The sequence below is a fragment of the Microbacterium elymi genome, assembly GCF_021582895.2.
GTDB classification, from domain to species: domain Bacteria; phylum Actinomycetota; class Actinomycetes; order Actinomycetales; family Microbacteriaceae; genus Microbacterium; species Microbacterium humicola.
In genome coordinates, this window is record NZ_CP091139.2 from 2,793,845 (window position 1) to 2,812,727 (window position 18,883).

Annotated in this window: 13 protein-coding genes, 1 tRNA gene, 1 other RNA gene and 8 pseudogenes; 10 read left to right on the top strand and 13 right to left on the bottom strand. The window is 70.9% G+C overall.

The features are described from left to right. A complete protein-coding gene (gene msrA, locus L2X98_RS15240; RefSeq protein WP_259611491.1) occupies nt 1-546 on the bottom strand; it encodes a peptide-methionine (S)-S-oxide reductase MsrA in 546 nt (181 codons plus the stop codon). Then, entirely contained in the window at nt 543-1,019 is a 477-nt protein-coding gene (gene msrB / locus L2X98_RS15245) for a peptide-methionine (R)-S-oxide reductase MsrB (protein WP_259613350.1), read from the bottom strand. Before msrB ends, msrA begins: the two co-directional genes overlap by 4 nt. A 192-nt stretch (nt 1,020-1,211) precedes the next feature. Here msrB and gnd point away from each other — a divergent pair, with 192 nt between their 5' ends. Together gnd and L2X98_RS15255 are read left to right on the top strand one after the other, a co-directional pair. Then, nucleotides 1,212-2,270, top strand: a complete 1,059-nt coding sequence (gene gnd, locus L2X98_RS15250; protein ID WP_259611492.1) for a phosphogluconate dehydrogenase (NAD(+)-dependent, decarboxylating) — start codon at nt 1,212-1,214, stop codon at nt 2,268-2,270. 77 nt (nt 2,271-2,347) lie between these two features. Beyond that, nucleotides 2,348-2,995: an SDR family oxidoreductase gene (locus tag L2X98_RS15255; RefSeq protein ID WP_259611493.1), complete on the top strand. Its 648-nt coding sequence runs from the start codon at nt 2,348-2,350 to the stop codon at nt 2,993-2,995. Between the two features lie 27 nt (nt 2,996-3,022). On the opposite strand, the pseudogene L2X98_RS22460 reads toward L2X98_RS15255, so the two are convergent. Further along, nucleotides 3,023-4,043: pseudogene (locus L2X98_RS22460) on the bottom strand (aldo/keto reductase). Nucleotides 4,044-4,159: 116 nt separating this feature from the next. Between L2X98_RS22460 and L2X98_RS15265 the strand changes: the two are divergent. Further along, entirely contained in the window at nt 4,160-4,753 is a 594-nt protein-coding gene (locus L2X98_RS15265) for a TetR/AcrR family transcriptional regulator (protein ID WP_259611494.1), read from the top strand. Between the two features lie 27 nt (nt 4,754-4,780). On the opposite strand, the gene L2X98_RS15270 is transcribed toward L2X98_RS15265, so the two are convergent. The 4 genes and pseudogenes from L2X98_RS15270 to L2X98_RS15285 all read right to left on the bottom strand — a co-directional run. Next, nucleotides 4,781-5,122 (bottom strand): NAD(P)/FAD-dependent oxidoreductase, encoded by a 342-nt coding sequence (locus L2X98_RS15270; protein ID WP_259613418.1) that lies wholly within the window; start codon nt 5,120-5,122, stop codon nt 4,781-4,783. A 70-nt stretch (nt 5,123-5,192) separates the two neighbouring features. Next, nucleotides 5,193-5,570 (bottom strand): annotated as a pseudogene (locus L2X98_RS21645) (NAD(P)/FAD-dependent oxidoreductase); the annotation flags it as partial. Continuing rightward, nucleotides 5,536-6,123: pseudogene (locus tag L2X98_RS21650) on the bottom strand (FAD-dependent oxidoreductase); the annotation flags it as partial. The pseudogenes L2X98_RS21650 and L2X98_RS21645, both read right to left, overlap by 35 nt. Next, nucleotides 6,071-6,406, bottom strand: a pseudogene (locus tag L2X98_RS15285) (cyclic nucleotide-binding domain-containing protein); the annotation flags it as partial. The pseudogenes L2X98_RS21650 and L2X98_RS15285, both read right to left, overlap by 53 nt. A 137-nt stretch (nt 6,407-6,543) precedes the next feature. On the opposite strand from L2X98_RS15285, the pseudogene L2X98_RS15290 reads away from it, so the two are divergent. Continuing rightward, nucleotides 6,544-6,904, top strand: a pseudogene (locus L2X98_RS15290) (UBP-type zinc finger domain-containing protein). Here the strand turns inward: L2X98_RS15290 and L2X98_RS15295 are convergent. Further along, complete coding sequence (locus tag L2X98_RS15295) at nt 6,891-8,243, bottom strand: MFS transporter (protein ID WP_435526211.1); 1,353 nt, start codon at nt 8,241-8,243, stop codon at nt 6,891-6,893. The pseudogene L2X98_RS15290 and the gene L2X98_RS15295 sit on opposite strands and share 14 nt — an antisense overlap. Nucleotides 8,244-8,378: 135 nt before the next feature. On the opposite strand from L2X98_RS15295, the gene L2X98_RS15300 reads away from it, so the two are divergent. The 4 genes from L2X98_RS15300 to L2X98_RS15315 all read left to right on the top strand — a co-directional run bounded on the left by L2X98_RS15300 (nt 8,379) and on the right by L2X98_RS15315 (nt 11,356). Next, nucleotides 8,379-9,191 (top strand): TetR/AcrR family transcriptional regulator, encoded by an 813-nt coding sequence (locus L2X98_RS15300; RefSeq protein WP_259611496.1) that lies wholly within the window; start codon nt 8,379-8,381, stop codon nt 9,189-9,191. Nucleotides 9,192-9,228: 37 nt separating this feature from the next. Then, nucleotides 9,229-10,041 (top strand): MBL fold metallo-hydrolase, encoded by an 813-nt coding sequence (locus L2X98_RS15305; RefSeq protein ID WP_259611497.1) that lies wholly within the window; start codon nt 9,229-9,231, stop codon nt 10,039-10,041. A 317-nt stretch (nt 10,042-10,358) separates the two neighbouring features. Further along, nucleotides 10,359-10,715 carry a Cd(II)/Pb(II)-sensing metalloregulatory transcriptional regulator CmtR gene (cmtR, locus tag L2X98_RS15310; RefSeq protein WP_259611498.1) on the top strand — a complete coding sequence of 119 codons (357 nt, stop codon included), beginning with the start codon at nt 10,359-10,361 and terminating at the stop codon, nt 10,713-10,715. After that, on the top strand, nt 10,712-11,356 hold the full coding sequence (locus L2X98_RS15315; RefSeq protein ID WP_259611499.1) for a cation efflux transmembrane domain-containing protein: 645 nt from the start codon (nt 10,712-10,714) through the stop codon (nt 11,354-11,356). The genes cmtR and L2X98_RS15315 overlap by 4 nt, the downstream gene beginning before the upstream one ends. Before the next feature lie 186 nt (nt 11,357-11,542). On the opposite strand, the gene L2X98_RS15320 is transcribed toward L2X98_RS15315, so the two are convergent. The 5 genes and pseudogenes from L2X98_RS15320 to L2X98_RS15340 all read right to left on the bottom strand — a co-directional run bounded on the left by L2X98_RS15320 (nt 11,543) and on the right by L2X98_RS15340 (nt 16,162). Then, a tRNA-Ser gene (locus tag L2X98_RS15320) sits at nt 11,543-11,627 on the bottom strand. After that, nucleotides 11,613-13,928, bottom strand: a complete 2,316-nt coding sequence (locus tag L2X98_RS15325; protein ID WP_259613351.1) for a transglutaminase TgpA family protein — start codon at nt 13,926-13,928, stop codon at nt 11,613-11,615. Before L2X98_RS15325 ends, L2X98_RS15320 begins: the two co-directional genes overlap by 15 nt. Further along, nucleotides 13,915-14,178: a hypothetical protein gene (locus L2X98_RS15330; protein ID WP_259613419.1), complete on the bottom strand. Its 264-nt coding sequence runs from the start codon at nt 14,176-14,178 to the stop codon at nt 13,915-13,917. The genes L2X98_RS15325 and L2X98_RS15330 overlap by 14 nt, the downstream gene beginning before the upstream one ends. A gap of 305 nt (nt 14,179-14,483) precedes the next feature. Continuing rightward, nucleotides 14,484-15,173: pseudogene (locus L2X98_RS21655) on the bottom strand (DUF58 domain-containing protein); the annotation flags it as partial. Between the two features lie 21 nt (nt 15,174-15,194). Beyond that, nucleotides 15,195-16,162 (bottom strand): annotated as a pseudogene (locus L2X98_RS15340) (AAA family ATPase). Nucleotides 16,163-16,356: 194 nt separating this feature from the next. Between L2X98_RS15340 and ffs the strand changes: the two are divergent. Together ffs and pta are read left to right on the top strand one after the other, a co-directional pair. Next, an RNA gene (ffs, locus tag L2X98_RS15345) (signal recognition particle sRNA small type) lies at nt 16,357-16,453 on the top strand. A gap of 203 nt (nt 16,454-16,656) precedes the next feature. After that, nucleotides 16,657-18,868, top strand: a pseudogene (gene pta, locus L2X98_RS15350) (phosphate acetyltransferase). Nucleotides 18,869-18,883: the final 15 nt, after the last annotated feature.

The window sequence follows — 18,883 nt, forward strand, 5'->3', positions numbered from 1 at the left end:
TCAGGCCGAGGCCGTCTCCTCCCGCTTCGGCAGCACCCAGCCCGCCCGCGGGAAGTGGCAGGTGTAGCCGTTGGGGTAGCGGATCAGATAGTCCTGGTGCTCCGGCTCGGCCTCCCAGAACGGGCCGGCAGGCTCGATCGTGGTGACCGCCTTGCCGGGCCACAGACCCGAGGCATCCACGTCCGCGATCGTGTCCCGCGCGACGCGCTCCTGCTCGGGACTGAGCGGGAAGATCGCCGAACGATAGCTCGTGCCGACGTCGTTGCCCTGCCGGTCCTTCGTGCTCGGATCGTGGATCTGGAAGAAGAACGCGAGGATGTCGCGGTACGTCGTCACCTCCGGGTCGAAGACGATCTCCACCGCCTCCGCGTGGCCGGGGTGATGGCCGTACGTCGGGTGGTCGTTCTGCCCGCCGGTATACCCGACCCGGGTGTGCACCACGCCGGGCTGGCGGCGGATGAGATCCTCCATGCCCCAGAAGCACCCGCCCGCGAGGACCGCGGTCTCGCGGCCCGGGGTCTGGGTGACGTGTCCGTCATCGATCATGATGCGGTCTCCTTCGTGTCCTCGTCCTGGTCGCCGAACAGCTCACGGAACTCGCCATAGCCGTTCTGGTCGAGCTCGGCCGCGGGAACGAACCGCAGAGAGGCCGAGTTCATGCAGTATCTCAGGCCCCCGGCATCCCGAGGGCCATCGTCGAAGAGATGGCCCAGATGACTGTCGGCTCCGCTCGAGCGGACCTCGGTGCGGGACATCCACAGCGTGCGGTCGGTCTTCGTGGTCACGGCTTCCGGATCGATCGGCCGGGTGAAGCTGGGCCATCCGGTGCCGCTGTCGAACTTGTCCAGGGACGAGAACAGCGGCTGCCCCGACACGACGTCGACGTAGATGCCCGGGTCGTGGTTGTCCCAGTACTCATTGCGGAATGCCGGCTCGGTGCCGTCCTCCTGTGTGACGCGGAACTGCGCCTCGGTGAGTCCTGCGAGCGCCTCTGGTGTCTTGCGGTGGTCGGTCATGATTCCTCCTCGGTGACGCCGCTGGCTTGCGCCGTCATCATGCACAACGCACGCGGGCCCGGTTCTGGTCCCGAAAGGCTGGGAACGACGTGTGAGTTCCGGTGGCGCCGTCCGCCACCGCACCCCTGCCGTCCAAACCGCGCGGTCATAGACTGCCGAAGGGTGGCGCGCCGCGCCCGAGAGGGAGGACATGACATGCAGCTGGGAATGATCGGACTGGGCCGGATGGGCGCGAACATCGTGCGCCGGCTGATGCTCGACGGGCACGAGTGCGTCGTCTTCGACACCAACGCGGATGCTGTGGCAAGCCTCGTCGCCGAGGGTGCGACCGGAGCCGCCAGCCTCGAGGAGCTCGCCGCGAAGCTGCAGACGCCGCGCGCCACCTGGGTCATGGTGCCGGCCTCGATCACCGGGCGGGTGGTGGACGAGCTCGCCGCGGTCTTCGAACCCGGCGATGTGATCATCGACGGCGGCAACTCCAACTACCGCGACGACGTGCGCCGCGCCGCGAAGCTGAGCGAGAGCGGCATCGACTACATCGACGCCGGCACCAGCGGCGGGGTGTTCGGCCTGGAGCGGGGCTACTGCCTGATGATCGGCGGGCCGGATGCCGCGGTCCGGCGTCTCGAGCCGATCTTCCGCACGATCGCCCCCGGCCTCGGCGAGATCGCACGCACGCCGGGCCGCAGCGGCGACCCGGCCCCCGAAGAGCAGGGCTATCTGCACTGCGGACCGAGTGGGGCGGGCCACTTCGTGAAGATGGTGCACAACGGCATCGAATACGGGATCATGGCGGCGCTCGCCGAGGGGCTGAACATCCTGCAGAACGCGGATGCCGGCACCCGCGAGGCCGAGCACTCGGCCGAGATCGCGCCGATGGAGGAGCCCGAGTTCTACAAGTTCACGATCGACACCCCGAAGGTCGCCGAGCTCTGGCGGCGCGGCTCGGTGATCTCGTCCTGGCTGCTGGACCTGACCGCGGCCGCGCTGGAGGAGAACCACGACCTGCACGGCCTGGCCGGCCGCGTCTCGGACTCCGGCGAGGGCCGGTGGACTGTGAAGGCCGCGGTGGACGTCGGCGTCCCGGCCCCCGTGCTGGCCTCGGCGCTGTTCGAGCGGTTCGCGTCGCGCGACGAGGACCAGTACGCCAACCAGCTGCTGTCCGCGATGCGGCTGCAGTTCGGCGGACACAAGGAGCTGCCGACCGGCGACGTGCTCGAGGCCGGCGGTCGCAAGGCCGACGCGCAGGGATAGTCCGCCCCGGATGCGGCCGCCCACACCGCATGTCGCCGCGGCCGCGTAGCCTCGAACACAGACGGAAGGAGCTCCTCATGGCCAGAAGAATCCTCATCATCGGCGGGCACGGCAAGATCGCACTGCGGCTCGAACCGCTGCTGGTCGCGCGCGGCGACACTGTCACCGCGGTGATCCGCAACCCCGAGCACGGTGCCGAGGTGGAGGCCACCGGCGCGCAGCCGGTCGTGGCGGACGTCGAGCAGTTCGACGCCGACCAGCTCGAGAACCTCATCGCGGGCAACGATGCGGTCGTCTGGTCGGCCGGTGCCGGCGGCGGCGACCCGGCCCGCACCCGGGCCGTCGACCAGGACGCGGCGATCCGGTCGATGGATGCGGCGGTCGCCGCCGACGTGCGGCGCTACGTCATGGTGTCGTATTTCGGCGCGCGCACCGACCACGGCGTGCCGCCGGACAGCTCGTTCTTCGCCTATGCCGAGGCCAAGGCCGCGGCGGATGCGCATCTGCAGCACACCACGCTGGACTGGACGATCGTCGCGCCCAGCTCGCTGACCCTCGATGAGCCGACCGGCCGCATCGACGCGCGGGCCGAGGCATCCGGTTCGGTGTCGCGGGCGGATGTCGCGGCGGTGATCGACGCGGTCCTGGCCGACGATGCCACCATCGGCCGCACCATCGCGTTCAACTCGGGCGACGTCCCCATCGCCGACGCGGTCCGCGACTGACCGCGGCCCGGCACCGGTCCGGGCCCGCTACGCCGCGGAACGCTCGTGCGCGGGACGGCGGCGCAGGGACGCCTCCTCGATCGGCGGCGTGTTGTACTCCTGATCCATGCGGCCGATGCCCGTCCCGGGCGGAACGATCGCGTCGATCCGGTCCATCAGCTCGTCCGAGAGCTCCACGTCGGCGGCGGCCAGCAGATCGTCGAGCTGTTCCATCGTGCGCGGGCCGATGAGGGCGGCGCTGACGCCGGGGTGTGCGATCACGAAGGCGAGCGCCATGTGCGTCAGCGGCATCCCGGCTTCTGCGGCCAGCGGGATGAACTCCTCGACCGCGTCGATCCGCCGTTCGTCGCGCAGCGCCGCGAACAGTCGCGTGCGTCGCAGGTCTGTCTCCTGCCCGCGCCGGACACGCCCGGTGAGCATGCCGCTGGCAAGGGGACTCCAGATCACCGTGCCCATGCCGTAGCGCTGGGCGACCGGCAGCACCTCCCGCTCGATCGTGCGGTCCAGCAGCGAGTAGTGCGGCTGCTCGGTGCGGAACGGCTCGAGACCGCGGCGCTCGGCGACCCATTGCGCCTCGACGATGTCCGATGCGGGCATGTCGGAGGTCCCGATCGCCCGCACCTTGCCGCTTGCGCACGAGATCGGTGAGCGCGGAGAGCGTCTCTTCGATGTCGGTCTGCGGGTCGGGCCGGTGCATCTGGTACAGGTCGAGGTGGTCGGTCTGCAGCCGCCGGAGCGAGTTCTCGACCGCCGTCATGATCCAGCGACGCGATCCGCCGAGGTGGTTCGGGTCGTCGCCGATGGGGCGGGCGAACTTCGAGGCGAGGACGACGTCGTCGCGGCGCCCCTTCAGGGCGCAACCGAGCATCTCCTCGGAATCGCCGTAGGCGTCGGCGGTGTCGACGAAGTTGATGCCGGCGTCGAGGGCGCGGGCCACCATCGCGTCCACCTCGTTCTGATCGCCGTTGCCGAGTCGGCTGAACATCATCGCGCCGAGCGCGAAGGGCGAGACGCGGATGCCGGTGCGGCCGAGCGGACGGTAGTGCATGGGTTCCTCCAGAGTCGACGGTTCTCGGGGTCGAGCGGGTATGCTCGTCGTAAGCGGAACAGTCGTCCGCAACTATACGGAACATTGTTCCGTTTGTCACGCGGGGAGATCGTCGAATGAGCGCACCGGAGTCGCCCGCAGTGACTCCGCGCCGCACACGGGCGGATGCCGTCCGCAACGCCGAGGCCGTGCTCGAGGCGGCCAAGGCGGCATTCGCCGAGTCCGGCGTCGACGCACCCATGCGCGACATCGCGGCTCGCGCGGGCGTCGGGGTCGGTACGGTCTACCGCAGCTATCCGCAGCGCTCGGACCTGATCATCGCGGTGTTCCGTCGGGAGTTGGATGCCACGGCCGCCGAGGCCGATCGCCTCGCCGCCGCGTACCCGCCCGCCGACGCCCTGCGCCGCTGGTCCGAGAGTCTGGCGCGGTTCGTCGCGACCAAGCGCGGGTTCGCCGCCGCCCTCCACTCCGGCGATCCGGCGTACCGTCCGCTGCCCGCGCAGTTCCTCGGCTCGCTCGCACCACGCGTCCAGAGGATCCTGGATGCCGGCGCCGCGAACGGGACCATTCGGGACGACATCCGCGCCGAAGACCTCATCCACGCCCTGAGCCGGCTCGCCGACACCCAGCCCGGCGGCGCCGGCGACGGTGCGTCGCGGCGGATGACGCAGGTGCTGCTGGACGGGCTCATCCTGCCGGCGTCGTCGTAGCCCGGCCTGCCCGATCGGTCTCGGCGGTCAGAACGCCAGAGCGCGGTGCACGGACGCCACCGCGCTCGATCCCTCACCCACGGCGGCGGCGACGCGCTTCATCGAGCCGCGGCGCACGTCGCCGGCGGCGAAGACGCGCGGGATCGACGTCTCGAACGGCAGCGGCTCGCGGCCCATCGACTGCCAGTGGTCCAGCGTCTGCGTGGTGACGTCGGTGCCGGTGCGGATGAAGCCGGTCTCGTCCCGGTCGATCGGGAGCCAGCCGGCCGCCGGGTCGGCGCCGATGAAGCAGAAGAGCCCCTTGGCCTCGACATCCCCCGCGGAGTCGATGCCCACGGTCTGCAGCGAGCCGTTGCCGTCCAGTCGCACGACGTTCGACCCGGTGTGCGAGCCGAATGCGGCGGTCGTCCGTGATGCGGTCGACGAGGTACGACGACATGCGCGAGCCGAGCTCGGCGCCGCGGACGACCAGGTGCACGGGGCATCCGTGGGAGGCGAGATACAGGGCCGCCTGACCTGCCGAGTTCGCGCCGCCCACGACCACCACGGGCGAGCCGTGGACCTGCTTGAGCTCGAGCGGCGTGGCCGCGTAGTAGATGCCGGAGCGCTCGAAGTCCTCCCAGCGGTCGAGGTGCAGCGTCCGATAGGCGGCCCCCGAGGTCACGATCACCGAACGCGCCCGGATGACGCGTCCGTCGGCGAGGGCGACATCCAGTCCGTCGTCGACCGGCTCGCAGTCCCACCGCTTCGCAGGGCGCGCACACGCGCACCCCGAACTTGATGGCCTGGAGGGTCGCCTGGCCGATGAGAGCGCCACCGCTCACGCCGAACGGGAAGCCGAGGAAGTTCTCGATGCGCGAGGTGGACGCCGCCTGGCCACCGGGGGCCACGGCCTCCAGCAGCACGACGCTGAGTCCCTCGGAAGCGCCGTAGATCGCGGCGGCGAGGCCTGCCGGGCCGCCGCCGACCACCACGAGGTCGACGACCGACTCGGTGCCCGGCTCGTAGCTGAGGCCGAGGCTCGCGGCGACCGAGCCCGGCGTCGCGCGCGGGATCGCCTCGCCCTGGATGAACGCGATCGGCAGGTCCTCCTCGGCATAGGCGTGGCCGCCTGGGACGGGCGAGTCGGGGGTCAGCGCGACGGCGGAGTGGACGAGGTCGAAGCGCTCCGCGAACCGGCGGAGCGCGAGGAACTCGCGGGAGGTGCCCTGGCCGACGAACTTGAGCGTGAGGGCCGCCGGACCCTTGCGCAAGCGACTCGCGTCGCTCCCACAGGGCGTGCAGCAGATCGCCGAGCTCGTCGTCCTCGGCGATCTTGCGCCGCAGCTCGGTCTGCGACAGCGCCCGCACGCGTGCCGGACCTCTCGCACGGGCCGAGAGGAACGCGCGCTGTCCGTTGAGCAGCCCCAACTCGCCGGCGAACGACCGCGAACCCATCACTGCGATGAGCTCCTCACCCATCCACCACAGGGCATCGCGCACGATCTCGATCTCGCCGGATTCGATGAGGATCATCGGATAGTCGGCATCCCCCGTGCGGAACACGTGCGCGCCGTCGGCGATGTCGTAGGCCTCGGTGCCGGCGCACAACTGCTCCCACTGCGCATCCGTCAGAGTCGGCGCGATCTTCGGTTCGGTCACGTGTTCGCCCATGGAATCTCCTTGGGGTTGAGGGGGGATCTTGGAAGCGTAACCCTCCGCCGGGTCCCGGGTGCAGGTGCCCGGGCCTGGAAAGCCGGCTCAGGGCGGCCTAGAGTGCAGACAGAGATCACTCCACCTGCGAGGTTTCGATGACGGAATCAGAGATCGACACGAACGTGCCGCCTTCGGGCACCGGCTTGCGTCGAGTGCGACGATGCCGGCGGCTGGTGGGTGCACCTGCGGCGCTGCGCGACCTGCGGGCACATCGGATGCTGCGACTCGTCGCCGGCCCGGCACGCCACCGCGCACTTCCGCGAGACCGGACACCGGTACATCCGCAGCTTCGAGCCGGGGGAGACCTGGTTCTGGGACTACGTCGCCGAGCGCGGATTCGAGGGGCCCGAGCTCGCGCCGCCGGTGAGCCGACCGGACGAGCAGGCCTCGCCGGGGCCGGCGGACCGCGTCCCGGCGGACTGGCGGACCCAGCTGGCGCGGATCAACGGGGAGTGACGGGAGCCGCGCGACCCGACCGCACGAACCCGAAGACCACGAGCGCCGCGGCCGCAGCGGTGAGGGCGAGCCCGCCGACGGTGGCGGCGGACTGGAACTGCGCCGTCTGCTCGGCGGTCCAGTTCGCGGCGGTGATGGTCCCGGCGAACAGGGCGGCCAGAATCGTCCCCGCGACGGCGATGCCCACACCGTTGGCCACCTCGGTGGTGGTGTCGGTCAGTGCGGCGCCGATGGTGGTGCGATCGGCGGGCAGCCCGTTGAGCACGTTGACCGCCGCGACCACGCCGACCACGCGGAGCCCGGCGGCGACGAGGGCGAGTGCGATCGCGATGAACACGTACCCGAAGGCGTTGAACAGCGCGTAGACGGCGAGCCCGGCCACGACCGCGGCGGCGCTCATCCACGCGGCGCGGCGGATGCCGACACGCTTCACGAAGGGGTCCACGAACGGGCTGAGCGCCAGCAGCACCACGACCTGCGGCAGCATGCCGAGGGCGGCCATGGCGGGCGGCCATCCCCACGCGAGCTGGAGCTGGAGTGTCACCAGGTAGCTCAGGCCGGCGGTCGCGAGCCCGGCTCGAGCCTTGAACGCGAGCCCGCTGGAGACGAGCGGGCGGGCGAGCAGGCCCAGATCCAGAAGCGGATGCCGCGCGGAGCGCTCCCGGAGGACGAAGAGTGCCGCCGCGACCGCCGCCGAACCCACGAGCGCCCAGGGGAGCCACGAACCGGGGCCCTCATCGATGAACGAGGTCGGCGCGACGAGGGCGAGGATGATGGTCACGGTGGCCAGGATCGCCCCCGGGATGTCGATCGGGTCCCGGTGAAGTGCGTGTGGATCATCCGCGGCGATGCCGGTCCGGATGCCGAGGATCGCGAGCAGGGCGATCGGCACATTGACCAGCAGCAGCACCTGCCAGGGGGCGACGGCCAGCACGAGGCCGCCCAGAGTCGGTCCGATGGCGAGGCCGACGAGGCCGACGGTGGAGATGAGCGTGATCGCGCGGACCCGCTGCGGTTCGTCATCGAACAGCCGGAACGCCAGCGCCATCGAGCCGGGCGTGGTCATCGCGGCAGCGATTCCCATCGCGGCTCGGACGACGATCAGCTGCTCGGCGGTCGTGACGAAGGCCGTGGCCAGGCTCGCCACGGCGAGGAGCACGAGACCGACGATCATCATCCGTCGTCGACCGAATCGGTCGGCCATCGCGCCGAACAGGAGCATCAGGCCGCCGAACACGACCGCATAGCTGCCGGTCACCCATTGCAGCGCCGTCGTCGAGGCGTGCAGCTCTCGGCCGATGGTGGGCAGGGCGACGTTGAGGATCGAGTTGTCGAGCATCTCGAAGAGGAAGACGGCAGACAGGCCGATCAGGGCCGGAGCTGCGCCTCGCAGAGTCTGGGGCGAACGCTGTTCGTTAATCACGAACACTGTTCTACCCCACGAACGGCGTTCGTGTCAAGGTAGGCTGGGCGCATGGCTTCTCCTCAGCAGCGCCGGGCTGCCCGGCGCGCGGTGGCCGAACCCGCCCCGGCCACGGGCAGGGCCCCGATCACCGTCGACCGGATCACGAGCGCGGCCCTCGAGATCGTCGCGGCGGAGGGGTACGACGCGCTGACTATGCGCAGCGTCGCCGCACGGCTCGAGACCGGGCCGGCGTCGCTGTATGCGCACGTGGTCAACAAGGCCGATCTCGACGAACTCGTCATCGGCCGGCTGTGCAGCCGAATCGAACTGCCGGATCCCGTCGGAGCGCGGTGGCGCGAGCAGATCGTGGATGTCTGCACACAGCTGCGCGACCAGTACCTGGCGTATCCCGGCATCTCGCGCGCAGCGCTGGCGATGGACGCCACGGACCTCGACGTGCTGCGCGTGAACGAGGGCATGCTCGCGATTCTTATCGCCGCCGGCATCCCTGCGCAGACCGCCGCGTGGACCATCGACGCGCTCTTCCTCTACGTCGGCGCCTACACGATGGACATCGCTGTCGCCGAGCACGGGACGGCTGCGGATGCCGGGGTGCGTCGCGGCGGCGCGGATGACCGTGCCGACGTGATCGCTCGATTCACCGCCCTGCCCGAGGACCGCTTCCCGAACACCCGCGCCTACGCGACCGAACTCACGTCGGGAACCGTGCACGAGCGGTTCGACTTCACTCTGGGGCTCATCCTGGGAAGCCTGGCTCAGCCTGCGCGTCCGGTGATGCGGCGGGGTACGGGGCGCGGACTCGAGCACGCGGTTGTTCACGGGCGGGACGGCCGTCACCACCGGAATGTCGTCGGTGATTGACTGATGCTCGTCAGACATCCTCGGGAGGAGGTCCCTCGTGTCATTCTGGATCTGCGCCACGTGCGCCGTCGAGCATGCGGAGCGTGCCGAGGTGTGCGCCATCTGCGCCGACGATCGGCAGTGGGTGCCGGCCGAGGGACAGCTCTGGACGACCCTCGACGACCTGCGGGAGGCCGGCCGTCGCATCGAGGTGGTGGAACGGGAACCCGACCTGTGGGCGGTGAACAGCACCCCCGGCGTCGGCATCGGCCAGCAGTCCAAGCTGCTGCGCACGGATGCCGGTTGCCTGCTCTTCGATCCGATCGGCTACATCGACCAGGCGGGCGTGGATGCGGTGACGTCGGTGGGAGACGTGGTGGCGATCGTCGCGAGCCACCCGCACATGTACGGCGTGCAGGTCGAGTGGGGGCGCGCGCTCGGCGCACCGGTGCTCGTCGCCGAACAGGACCGGCAGTGGGTGGCGCGGCCCGACCCGATCATCCAGACGTGGTCGGGTGACGTCGAGATCCTTCCCGGAGTGACGCTCACCCAGCCCGGCGGGCACTTCCCGGGAAGTGCCGTCGTGCACTGGGCCGCCGGTGCCTCCGGCAAGGGCGTGCTTCTGACCAGCGACACGATCTTCGCGAACCCCGACCGCACATCGGTCAGCTTCATGCGCAGCTACCCGAACCGCATCCCGCTGTCCGCCCGGGTCGTCGAGCGGATCGCCTCGCACGTGGAGCGCTTCGCCTTCGACCGGTTGTACGGGAACTTCGACAACGTCATCCCCTCGGACGCCCGGCGCATCGTGCGACGCTCGGCGGACCGGCACATCGGCTGGGTGACCGGCGAGTTCGACCACCTCACCTGAGCGTCGGCCTCTGAGATACGAGGTCATCGCCGACCTCGAAGCTCAGCGCACCTGTCTTCTCGGCGTCCCTGGCTTGGCGGTCAGCCGCGAAGGTCTGCGCTGGGACTGCTGCACGAGTAGGTGACACCGGACTTGGCTTGCCCCGTGGGAGCCCGGAGGGATGTTGCTGTGCCCAGGGCTGGCCGATCGCCGTCGCCCAGAATGTTCACAAACCCATAGGTCTGCCGAGGTGTCAATGCAGCGGCGGTTGCCGCGAACAGCGGTAGCCCGGCACCGAGCGGTCGACGACAGTACAGTGAGGGCTGTACTATTGCCGCGTGCTGACTCTTGCGAACCGTCTCGATGTGATGAATCGGCTGGGCCGTGCCATGGCGGATCCCACGCGTTCCCGGATTCTGATGATGCTGTTGGATGGTCCGAACTATCCGACGGTCATGGCGCACGAGCTGGAGCTCACTCGGGCGAACGTGTCGAACCATCTCACCTGCCTCCGCGACTGCGGCATCGTGGTTGCCGAGCCCGAGGGGCGCCAGACGCGCTACGAGATCGCCGACCCCCATCTTTCGCAGGCGCTGCGGAGCCTGATCGAGGTCACCCTCGCCGTCGACGAGAACGCGCCGTGCATAGACCCCGCCTGCAGCGTCGACGGTTGCTGCTCGGAAGACGACCGATGAGCGCGCCCGTCTCCACGCAGCGCCGCCAGGTGCTGCATCGTCGGGTTCGGTTCATCGTCGCATTCACGATCAGCTACAACGTCATCGAGGCGATCGTCGCGATCTGGGCGGGTTCGAGGGCCTCTTCCGCGGCGCTCATCGGGTTCGGGCTGGACTCGGTGGTCGAGGTCCTCTCTGCCGCCGCGGTTGCCTGGCAGTTCACCCGCAAGGACCCGGAACGGTGGGAGAAGCCCACCGTCCGTGCCGTCGGCATCGCGTTCTTCGCCCTCGCCGCCTATGTCATCGTCGACGCCATCCTCACCCTGACCGGGCTTGCGGACGTCGATCACAGCCCGCTCGGTATCGGCATCGCAGCCCTCAGTTTGATCGTGATGCCCGTTCTCGCCTGGTTCGAGTTCCGCACCGGGCGCGAACTCGGCTCTAAGAGCGTCCAGGCCGACGCCAAGCAGCTCCTGCTCTGCATCTACCTCTCCGGCACCGTGCTCGTCGGGCTGCTCCTCAACAGCCTGCTCGGGTGGATGTGGGCCGATTCCGTCGCGGCGTTGGTCGTCGCCGGCCTCGCCATCCGTGAGGGCATCGAGGCCTGGCGTGGCGACGTCGAATCGCCGTTCGACGCGCTCAACGAGGACGACGACGACTGAGCGCACGCCTCGCCGGTCAGGCGGCGGTTGGCCTCGCGCAAGCCGGGGTGCGGAGCCCACGTGCGACCGCCACGCGCCGGCAACCGGAGGGCGCCGGGCGTGCCGAACTCAGGTCGGAATCCCGATCAACTGTGCCACGGGACCTGAATCGAGTCGCGATCCCTTGAAAACACTGGGATCCCAGTGCGGAGGATGGGGGATTCGAACCCCCGAGGGCTTGCACCCAACACGCTTTCCAAGCGTGCGCCATAGGCCACTAGGCGAATCCTCCGGGTGGCCCCGGAGGGCCGCAGACCATCCTACCGGGTCGGGGTGGATGCTCCCGCCCCGGCGTAGACGCTCCCCGGGCGCACGACCAGCGAGCGCGGGAACAGCAGGGCGCGCACGCGCCGACCCGTCGGAACGGCGAGATAGAGGGCGGTGCGGACGGCAGCCGCGCGATCCGCGAGCGCGCGGCCGTCCTCCCCGGTGCCGGCACGCGGCGGGGCATAGGCGGCCGTCTCGACCGCTCCCACGAGGGCGGCGGTCTCGGCATCCGGTGCGCCTTCGTCCCGCACGAGCCGTGTGCCGAACGCGCGCGGCGACTCGGTGGCCGGCACGGGGATGCCGAGGTCGATGGCGATGTCGCGGATCGAGGCCCACGCCGCCAGCGCATCGCCGGCGCGCGCGGCCGCCTGCTGTCGGCGGCGGCGCAGCGCCCCAGCAGCGACGGGATCAGCAGCAGCACGACGAGGCCGGCGGCGCCGAGGCCCAGGGCAGGCAGATCCGCTCCGGACGCCGTGGTCGAGCCGGTGTTGGCGTCGTCGGCGCGCAAGCCCGTTCGGATCGGGGCGATCGGACGCGCTCGTCGACGGGGACGCGGTCTTGGACGGCGCCGCCGGCTCGTGCGCGCTGCCCCGCCGGCCGCCGCCGGCAGGAACGAGGTCGGCGACCCCAGGCTCTTGGTCGGCTCGAACGGGATCCATCCGATGCCGGAGAAGTGCACCTCGGGCCATGCGTGCAGCTGCGCGCTGGACACGTAGTACTCCATGGGCTTGCCCTGGGTGAGGCTGGCGGTGTCGGCGGTGCCCGGAAGGTATCCGACGACGATCCGCGACGGCATCCCCAGCACCCGGGCCATGATGGCGAACGCCGAGGCGAAGTGGATGCAGTAGCCGCTCTTCTCCCGCAGGAAGTCGGCGATGCTCGAGACCCCGGAGCTGTCGAACCCCGACTGTGCCGGAGCGGTCAGCGAGTACTCGAACTCGGAGCCGCGGAACCAGTTCTGCAGGGCGATGAGCCTGTCATAGTCGTCGGTCGCGTCGGCGGTGACGGACAGGGCCGAGTCGGTGATGATCGACGGCATCTGCCCCGGCAGCACCGAGTAGTCGGCATCCGTGCCGCCGGCCGCCGCTGCGCGGATCTGCTCCAGCGTCGGCTGGGGCTCCTCGGTGACGACCTCGTATTCCTGACCGGACGAGGTGGTGGCCCCGTTGGCGACGATCGTGCGGTTGGCCGTCATCGCCTCCCACCCCTTCGGGGTGCCCTTGACCTGCACCGCCGGGAACGGGACCGGCAGGTACCGCGCCGTGAGCCGGTCGATGTGGATGCGCGTGGTCTGCTTCGTCACGGTGATGTCGTCGTTGACCGAGACGTCGTCGAACGTGGCGTCCGCGTTCAGCGGGTCGGAGGACGAGACATCCGGCTTCCAGACGGCGCCCTCCATTCGTGACAGGGTCGCGACCCGCAGGTAGGGGGCGGATGTCGCGCTCGTGCGCAGACTGAGGACAGTCACCGGGTCGGGCCGGCGCAGGTCCTTGCCGAGGTCCAGGCTCGCGTTGATCGTGGTGCCGACAGGACCGAAACCCGCCCGGGCCGTCGGCTCCGGCAGCAGGGGAGTGGCGGCCACCGCCACCAGGACGGCGACCAGCCCGATCGCCAGCGCGATCGCCGAGGTGCTGCTCGGCGCGGACGGCACGGCCTGCGGCGGCCGGTAGCGGGTGCGCGTCTCGGCCCGCAGCAGGAACAGGATCGCGGCGGCCAGCAGCACAAAGCCGATCACGTCGAATGGTGCCGGCACGGCCAGTGACGGGATGAGCGAGACGGCCACCAGCGCGATGGCGGCGGCCAGCGGCATCCGTGCCGTGATGGCGGTGTGGTCGACGACGATCGCCACCGCCCCGGCGGCGGCGACCAGGCAGAAGGTCAGCGCCTCGCTCGGCGCCATCGGCGCGATGCCCACCTGGATCTCGTACATCGCGGTGCCCACGAGGTCGGGCACGAGGCGGAAGGCGTGCAGCGTCGGGATGACGAACACGATGGCCGCCTCGCGCAGGAAGACGGCGGTGACCAGGGCGATCCACACCGCGATCTCGATCAGGGCGACGATCGCGGCGGGCAGGCGATACCAGCGCGCGATGAACCCGGCGGCGAACACCGCCGCGGTCACGCCGACGACGCCGGCGATCCAGGCGCCGGGGGTGATCACGTTCAGCAGCGGCACCATGGCCGCCAGCACTGCGACCCACGAGCCGATCGTCAGCGAGAGCTGCGCGCCGGTGCGTCGGCGCGGCGTGCGCTCAGTCGCGGCCATGGACGAACTCCGCGGACACGAGGTCGGCATGCGAGACGCGCGTCCACGCGTCGCGCAGGTCGACGCCGGGGGCGATGGATGCCGCGTACCAGCCGGTCGCGACGGCCCGTTCCAGGGCGTCCTCGACGGGGGCCGCCGACAGCAGCACCGGGTGCGCGCTGTGCGCCGGCAGGGCGGCCAGGCCGTCGGCATCCGCGGGGGTGAGCCGGCCGCACACCACGACGAGGGGCCCGGTTGCAGCCCCGACCACAGGCGGGCCAGGCCGATCAGATCGGCGTCGCCGTGTGCGGTCACGGTGGCGAATCGGCCGATCAGGACGGCCACGGCGGTGTGGTCTCCGCCGGGCACGATCTCGGACAGCGGCGTGCCCTCCGCGTCCACGACCTGGACCGCGTAGCCATCGCGGGCCAGCGCGTTCACCGCCGACACGCACGCGGTCACCGCCGCCTCGAACGGATCGTCCTCACCGGCGGCGGTCGCGGCATCCGCCCACCGGCCGATCGCGCGGTCCAGCACGACGGTCGCCTCGGGGGTGGACTCCTGCTCCTCCTGGCGCACCATGAGCGAGTCGCGGTGCGCGGTGGCGCGCCAGTGGATGCGCCGCATCGAGTCGCCCGGTTCGTACGGGCGCGCGACGAGGTTGTCGGTGCCCTGGCCCAGCCGGGTCGTGGTGGCGTGCAGCATCCCCCGGTGGCGCCGGCGAACGCGGTCAGGGGCGGCAGGTCGATGCACTCCGGCGTGACCATGAGCCGCGTCGTATCGCCGATCTCGGCCGCCCGGCGGGCGATGCCGAACGGGTCGCGGACGGTCAGCTCGAGCGGGCCGAGCCAGTGCACGCCGCGCTGGACGGCCTGCACGTCGTAGACGAGGTCCACCGCGCGCTCCCCGCCGCGCAGACCCGAGCCGAGCGCCGGGAACCGGCCGTCCGACCGACCCTGCAGGCCCGTCGGGACGAGGTCCTCCCACGTGCCCGGGGTGGTCGGCAATGCCGTGCGCACGCTGACATGGACCGTGATGTGGGCGGTCCCGCCGACCGGCACGGCGGCCGGCGACGAGAAGCGGGCGACCGTGACATCCCGTCGGGTGATGTGCAGGGTGAGCAGGCTGACCGCCACCAGCGCCAGCAGGAAGATGCCGAACCCGAGCAGGCTGCACCGAGCCCAGCTGGGCGGCCGCGATGAAGAAGGCCAGCGCGAGCACGCCCGCCGCGGCGCCGCGCAGGGTCAGGGGCCAGGACTGCCTCATGGTGCTGTCCTCATGGCCGGCTCACGACCCGGTGGCCAGCGGCACCGGCACCGTGGTGATGAGCCGCTCCAGAATGGTGGTGACGGTGTCGCCGCCGCCGCGGCCGCGCACGTTGGTGGCGCGGGTCGGGATCAGGCGATGCGCGAACACCGGTACGAGCAGGGCCGAGATGTCGTCGGGGATCACGAACGCGCGGGCATCCAGGGCCGCGCAGACCTTGGCGGCGCGGACCAGCTTGCAGCGTCGCCCGGGGGCTCGCCCCCAGGCGCAGGTCGGGATGCGTGCGGGTCGCGTGCGCGAGCGCGACCGCATACTGCTCGATCGGCGCGGAGACGTGCACACGCCGCGCCCAGGCGATCAGCTCGCGCACCCGATGCGCGTCCACGACGGGGCTGATCGCGGCCAACGGGTTCGCGGTGTCGCGTTCGCGCAGCATCTGCGCTTCGGCCACGGCATCCGGATATCCCATCGAGATACGCATCATGAACCGGTCGCGCTGCGCCTCAGGCAGGGCGTAGGTGCCCTCCATCTCGAGCGGATTCTGGGTGGCCACCACCAGAAACGGGTCCGGGAGCGGATGAGTGTGGCCATCGACGGTGACCTGCCCCTCCTCCATCGCCTCGAGGAGGGCCGACTGGGTCTTCGGCGACGAGCGGTTGATCTCGTCCGCGATCACGATGTTGGCGAACACCGCGCCCGGCTTGAATTCGAACTCGCGGTCGACCGGGTTGAAGACGCTGACCCCGGTGACGTCGCCGGGCAGCAGATCGGGCGTGAACTGGATGCGGCGCACGGTCGCATCGACCGTCGCGGCCAGGGCCCGTGCCAGCATGGTCTTGCCCACACCCGGGACGTCCTCGATCAGCAGATGGCCCTCGGCCAGCAACGTCACCAGCGCGCTTGCGCACAGCCTCGGGCTTGCCGTCGATGACGCGCGAGACCTCGGTGAGGATCCGCCCGGTCGCCTCGGCGAATCCGGACGGGCTCATCGGCGCGACAGCGTCCGTCGCGGTGGGGGCGGATGTCTGCTCCATCGGCAGTCCTTCGGGTCCGGGGGCGGGCCTCTTCGCCCGTGTCCTCCGATCGTAACCCGACCCAGGCGGCCCCGTCGCTGGGAAGGAGCCGAGCCGACTCGACCTGGATGCCCCGGATGAGCACGGCGCGAGATCCGGTTAGACTGGTGGCAGGCTCTCCGCGAGGCGGCATCCAGGCCAACTCCCCCAGGACGGAAACGTAGCAAGGGTAACCAGGCTCTGCCGGGTTCGCGGAGAGTCTTACTTTTCCCGGCCCGCCTGGCCGCCCCGCTGGCCCAGCCCCCGTGTCGAACGTCGAGACCGGGGATCCTCCGTGAGACCCAGGGGAATGTGCCCGGTCTCGCGGCGATCCCCCGGTTTCGGCGAAGCGCGGCCGGTGGGCACTCGCGACGATCCCCACGTTTCGGCGAAGCGCCGCCGTCGCGCGTGGCGATGCCTAGGCTGGACCCGTGGCGCAGAGCATCTTCATCACGTCGGCGGAAGGCCATTCGGGCAAGTCCACGATCGCGCTCGGAGTGCTCGACGCGATAAGTCACGCGACCCCGCGTGTGGGTGTGTTCCGCTCGATCGCCCGGTCCACCCTCGAGCGCGACTACGTGCTCGAGATGCTGCTCGAACATGACGGGGTCGACCTCGACTACGACGAGTGCATCGGCGTCACCTACGACGACGTGCGCGCGGACCCCGAGGCGGCTCTCGGCGTCATCGTGGAGCGCTATAAGGCCGTCGAGGCGCAGTGCGACGCGGTCGTCATCCTGGGCAGCGACTTCACGGATGTCGGCAGCCCCGCCGAGCTCGGCTACAACGCCCGCATCGCGGCGAACCTCGGAGCCCCGGTGCTGCTCGTGCTGGGCGGCCGGTCGAGCAGGACCTCGGCGAGCATCTGGGCATGACGCAGGCCCGGACGCCCCAGCAGATGGGCCAGATCACGGCGCTCGCGCTCGCCGAGCTCGCGCACGGCCGCGCCGAGCTGCTCGCGGTGATCGCCAACCGCACCGATCCCGAAGCCCTCGACCAGACGGTCGCCGCCGTCCGCGCCGCCGTCGCGGCATCGGCCGTGCGCAGCGGCGCCGCGACCGCGCCCGGCGGTGCCGCGCCCGCCGCCGCGACCGCGCCCGCGCTCGAGGGGGCGGCCGCACCGGCCCCCGGCATCCCGGTCTGGGCGCTGCCCGAAGACCGGTTCCTGGTCGCGCCCTCGATGCGCGGCGTGATGCGCTCGCTGGATGCCACCCTGCTGAAGGGCGACGAGGCGCTGCTGACCCGCGAGGTGCTCGACGTCGTGGTCGCGGGGATGTCGATGGTCAACGTGCTCCCACGGCTCGAAGAGGGTGCGGTCATCGTCGTGGCCGCCGACCGCACCGACGTGCTGCTGGCGACCCTGCTGGCCAACGCATCCGGCACGTTCCCGTCCCTGGCCGGCATCGTCCTGAACGGGCCGTTCGAACTGCCCGACGCCATCGACCGGCTGATCGACGGGCTCGGCTCGTCGCTGCCGATCGTGACCAGCGCGTTCGGCACCTACGAGACGGCGCTGCGCATCATGCGCACCCGCGGCCGGCTCGCCGCCGACTCGCAGCGCCGATACGACACGGCGCTGGCGATGTTCGAGCAGCACGTCGACGTCGACGAGCTCACCCGTGCGCTCGGTCTCGCGCGCTCCATCGCCGTCACCCCGCTGATGTTCGGCTACCAGCTGGTGGCGCGGGCCCGCTCCGACCGCCGGCGCATCGTCCTGCCCGAGGGCGGCGACGACCGCGTGCTGCGCGCTGCCGCCACGGTGCTGGCGCGGGGCATCGCCGACATCACGATCCTGGGTGAGCCGATCGAGGTGCGCGGGCGCGCGATCGAACTGGGCATCGACATCACGGCCGCCACCGTGCTCAGCCCGTTCGACGCCGTCCACGTCGACCGGTTCGCCCGCGAATACGAGCGGCTGCGCGCGCACAAGGGGATGACGTACGACCGCGCCGCCGACACCGTCACCGACGTGTCGTACTTCGGCACGATGATGGTCCACCTGGGGCTGGCCGACGGCATGGTCTCGGGCGCTGCGCACACCACGGCGCACACCATCCGACCGGCGTTCGAGATCATCAAGACCGCGCCCGGGGTCTCGGTGGTCTCGAGCGTGTTCCTGATGGCGCTGGCCGATCGGGTGCTGGTCTACGGCGACTGCGCGGTCATCCCCGACCCCACGGCCACCCAGCTCGCCGACATCGCCATCTCGTCGGCGGCGACGGCCACGCAGTTCGGCATCGAGCCGCGGGTCGCGATGCTGTCCTACTCGACCGGCGAATCCGGTGCGGGGAGGACGTCGTCAAGGTCCGCACGGCCACGTCCCTCGTGCGCGAGCGGGCGCCGCAGCTGCCCGTGGAGGGCCCGATCCAGTACGACGCGGCGGCGGATGCCGCCGTCGCGGCCGCCAAGATGCCCGACTCGCTGGTCGCGGGCCGGGCCACGGTGTTCATCTTCCCCGACCTGAACACCGGCAACAACACCTATAAGGCGGTCCAGCGCTCGGCCGGAGCGGTCGCGATCGGCCCGGTCCTGCAGGGGCTGAACAAGCCGATCAACGACCTGTCCCGCGGGGCGCTGGTCGAAGACATCGTCAACACGATCGCCATCACCGCCATCCAGGCACAGACAGAGGGATCCGCGTGAGCATCGTCCTGGTCG

Coding starts and splice junctions, on each gene's coding strand:
- msrA (WP_259611491.1), bottom strand. CDS start 546: ATGATCGATGACGGACACGTCACCCAGACCCCGGGCCGCGAGACCGCG.
- L2X98_RS15255 (WP_259611493.1), top strand. CDS start 2,348: ATGGCCAGAAGAATCCTCATCATCGGCGGGCACGGCAAGATCGCACTG.
- L2X98_RS15325 (WP_259613351.1), bottom strand. CDS start 13,928: ATGGCCGCGACTGAGCGCACGCCGCGCCGACGCACCGGCGCGCAGCTC.
- L2X98_RS15295 (WP_435526211.1), bottom strand. CDS start 8,243: ATGCTCGACAACTCGATCCTCAACGTCGCCCTGCCCACCATCGGCCGA.
- gnd (WP_259611492.1), top strand. CDS start 1,212: ATGCAGCTGGGAATGATCGGACTGGGCCGGATGGGCGCGAACATCGTG.
- L2X98_RS15300 (WP_259611496.1), top strand. CDS start 8,379: ATGGCTTCTCCTCAGCAGCGCCGGGCTGCCCGGCGCGCGGTGGCCGAA.
- L2X98_RS15315 (WP_259611499.1), top strand. CDS start 10,712: ATGAGCGCGCCCGTCTCCACGCAGCGCCGCCAGGTGCTGCATCGTCGG.
- L2X98_RS15265 (WP_259611494.1), top strand. CDS start 4,160: ATGAGCGCACCGGAGTCGCCCGCAGTGACTCCGCGCCGCACACGGGCG.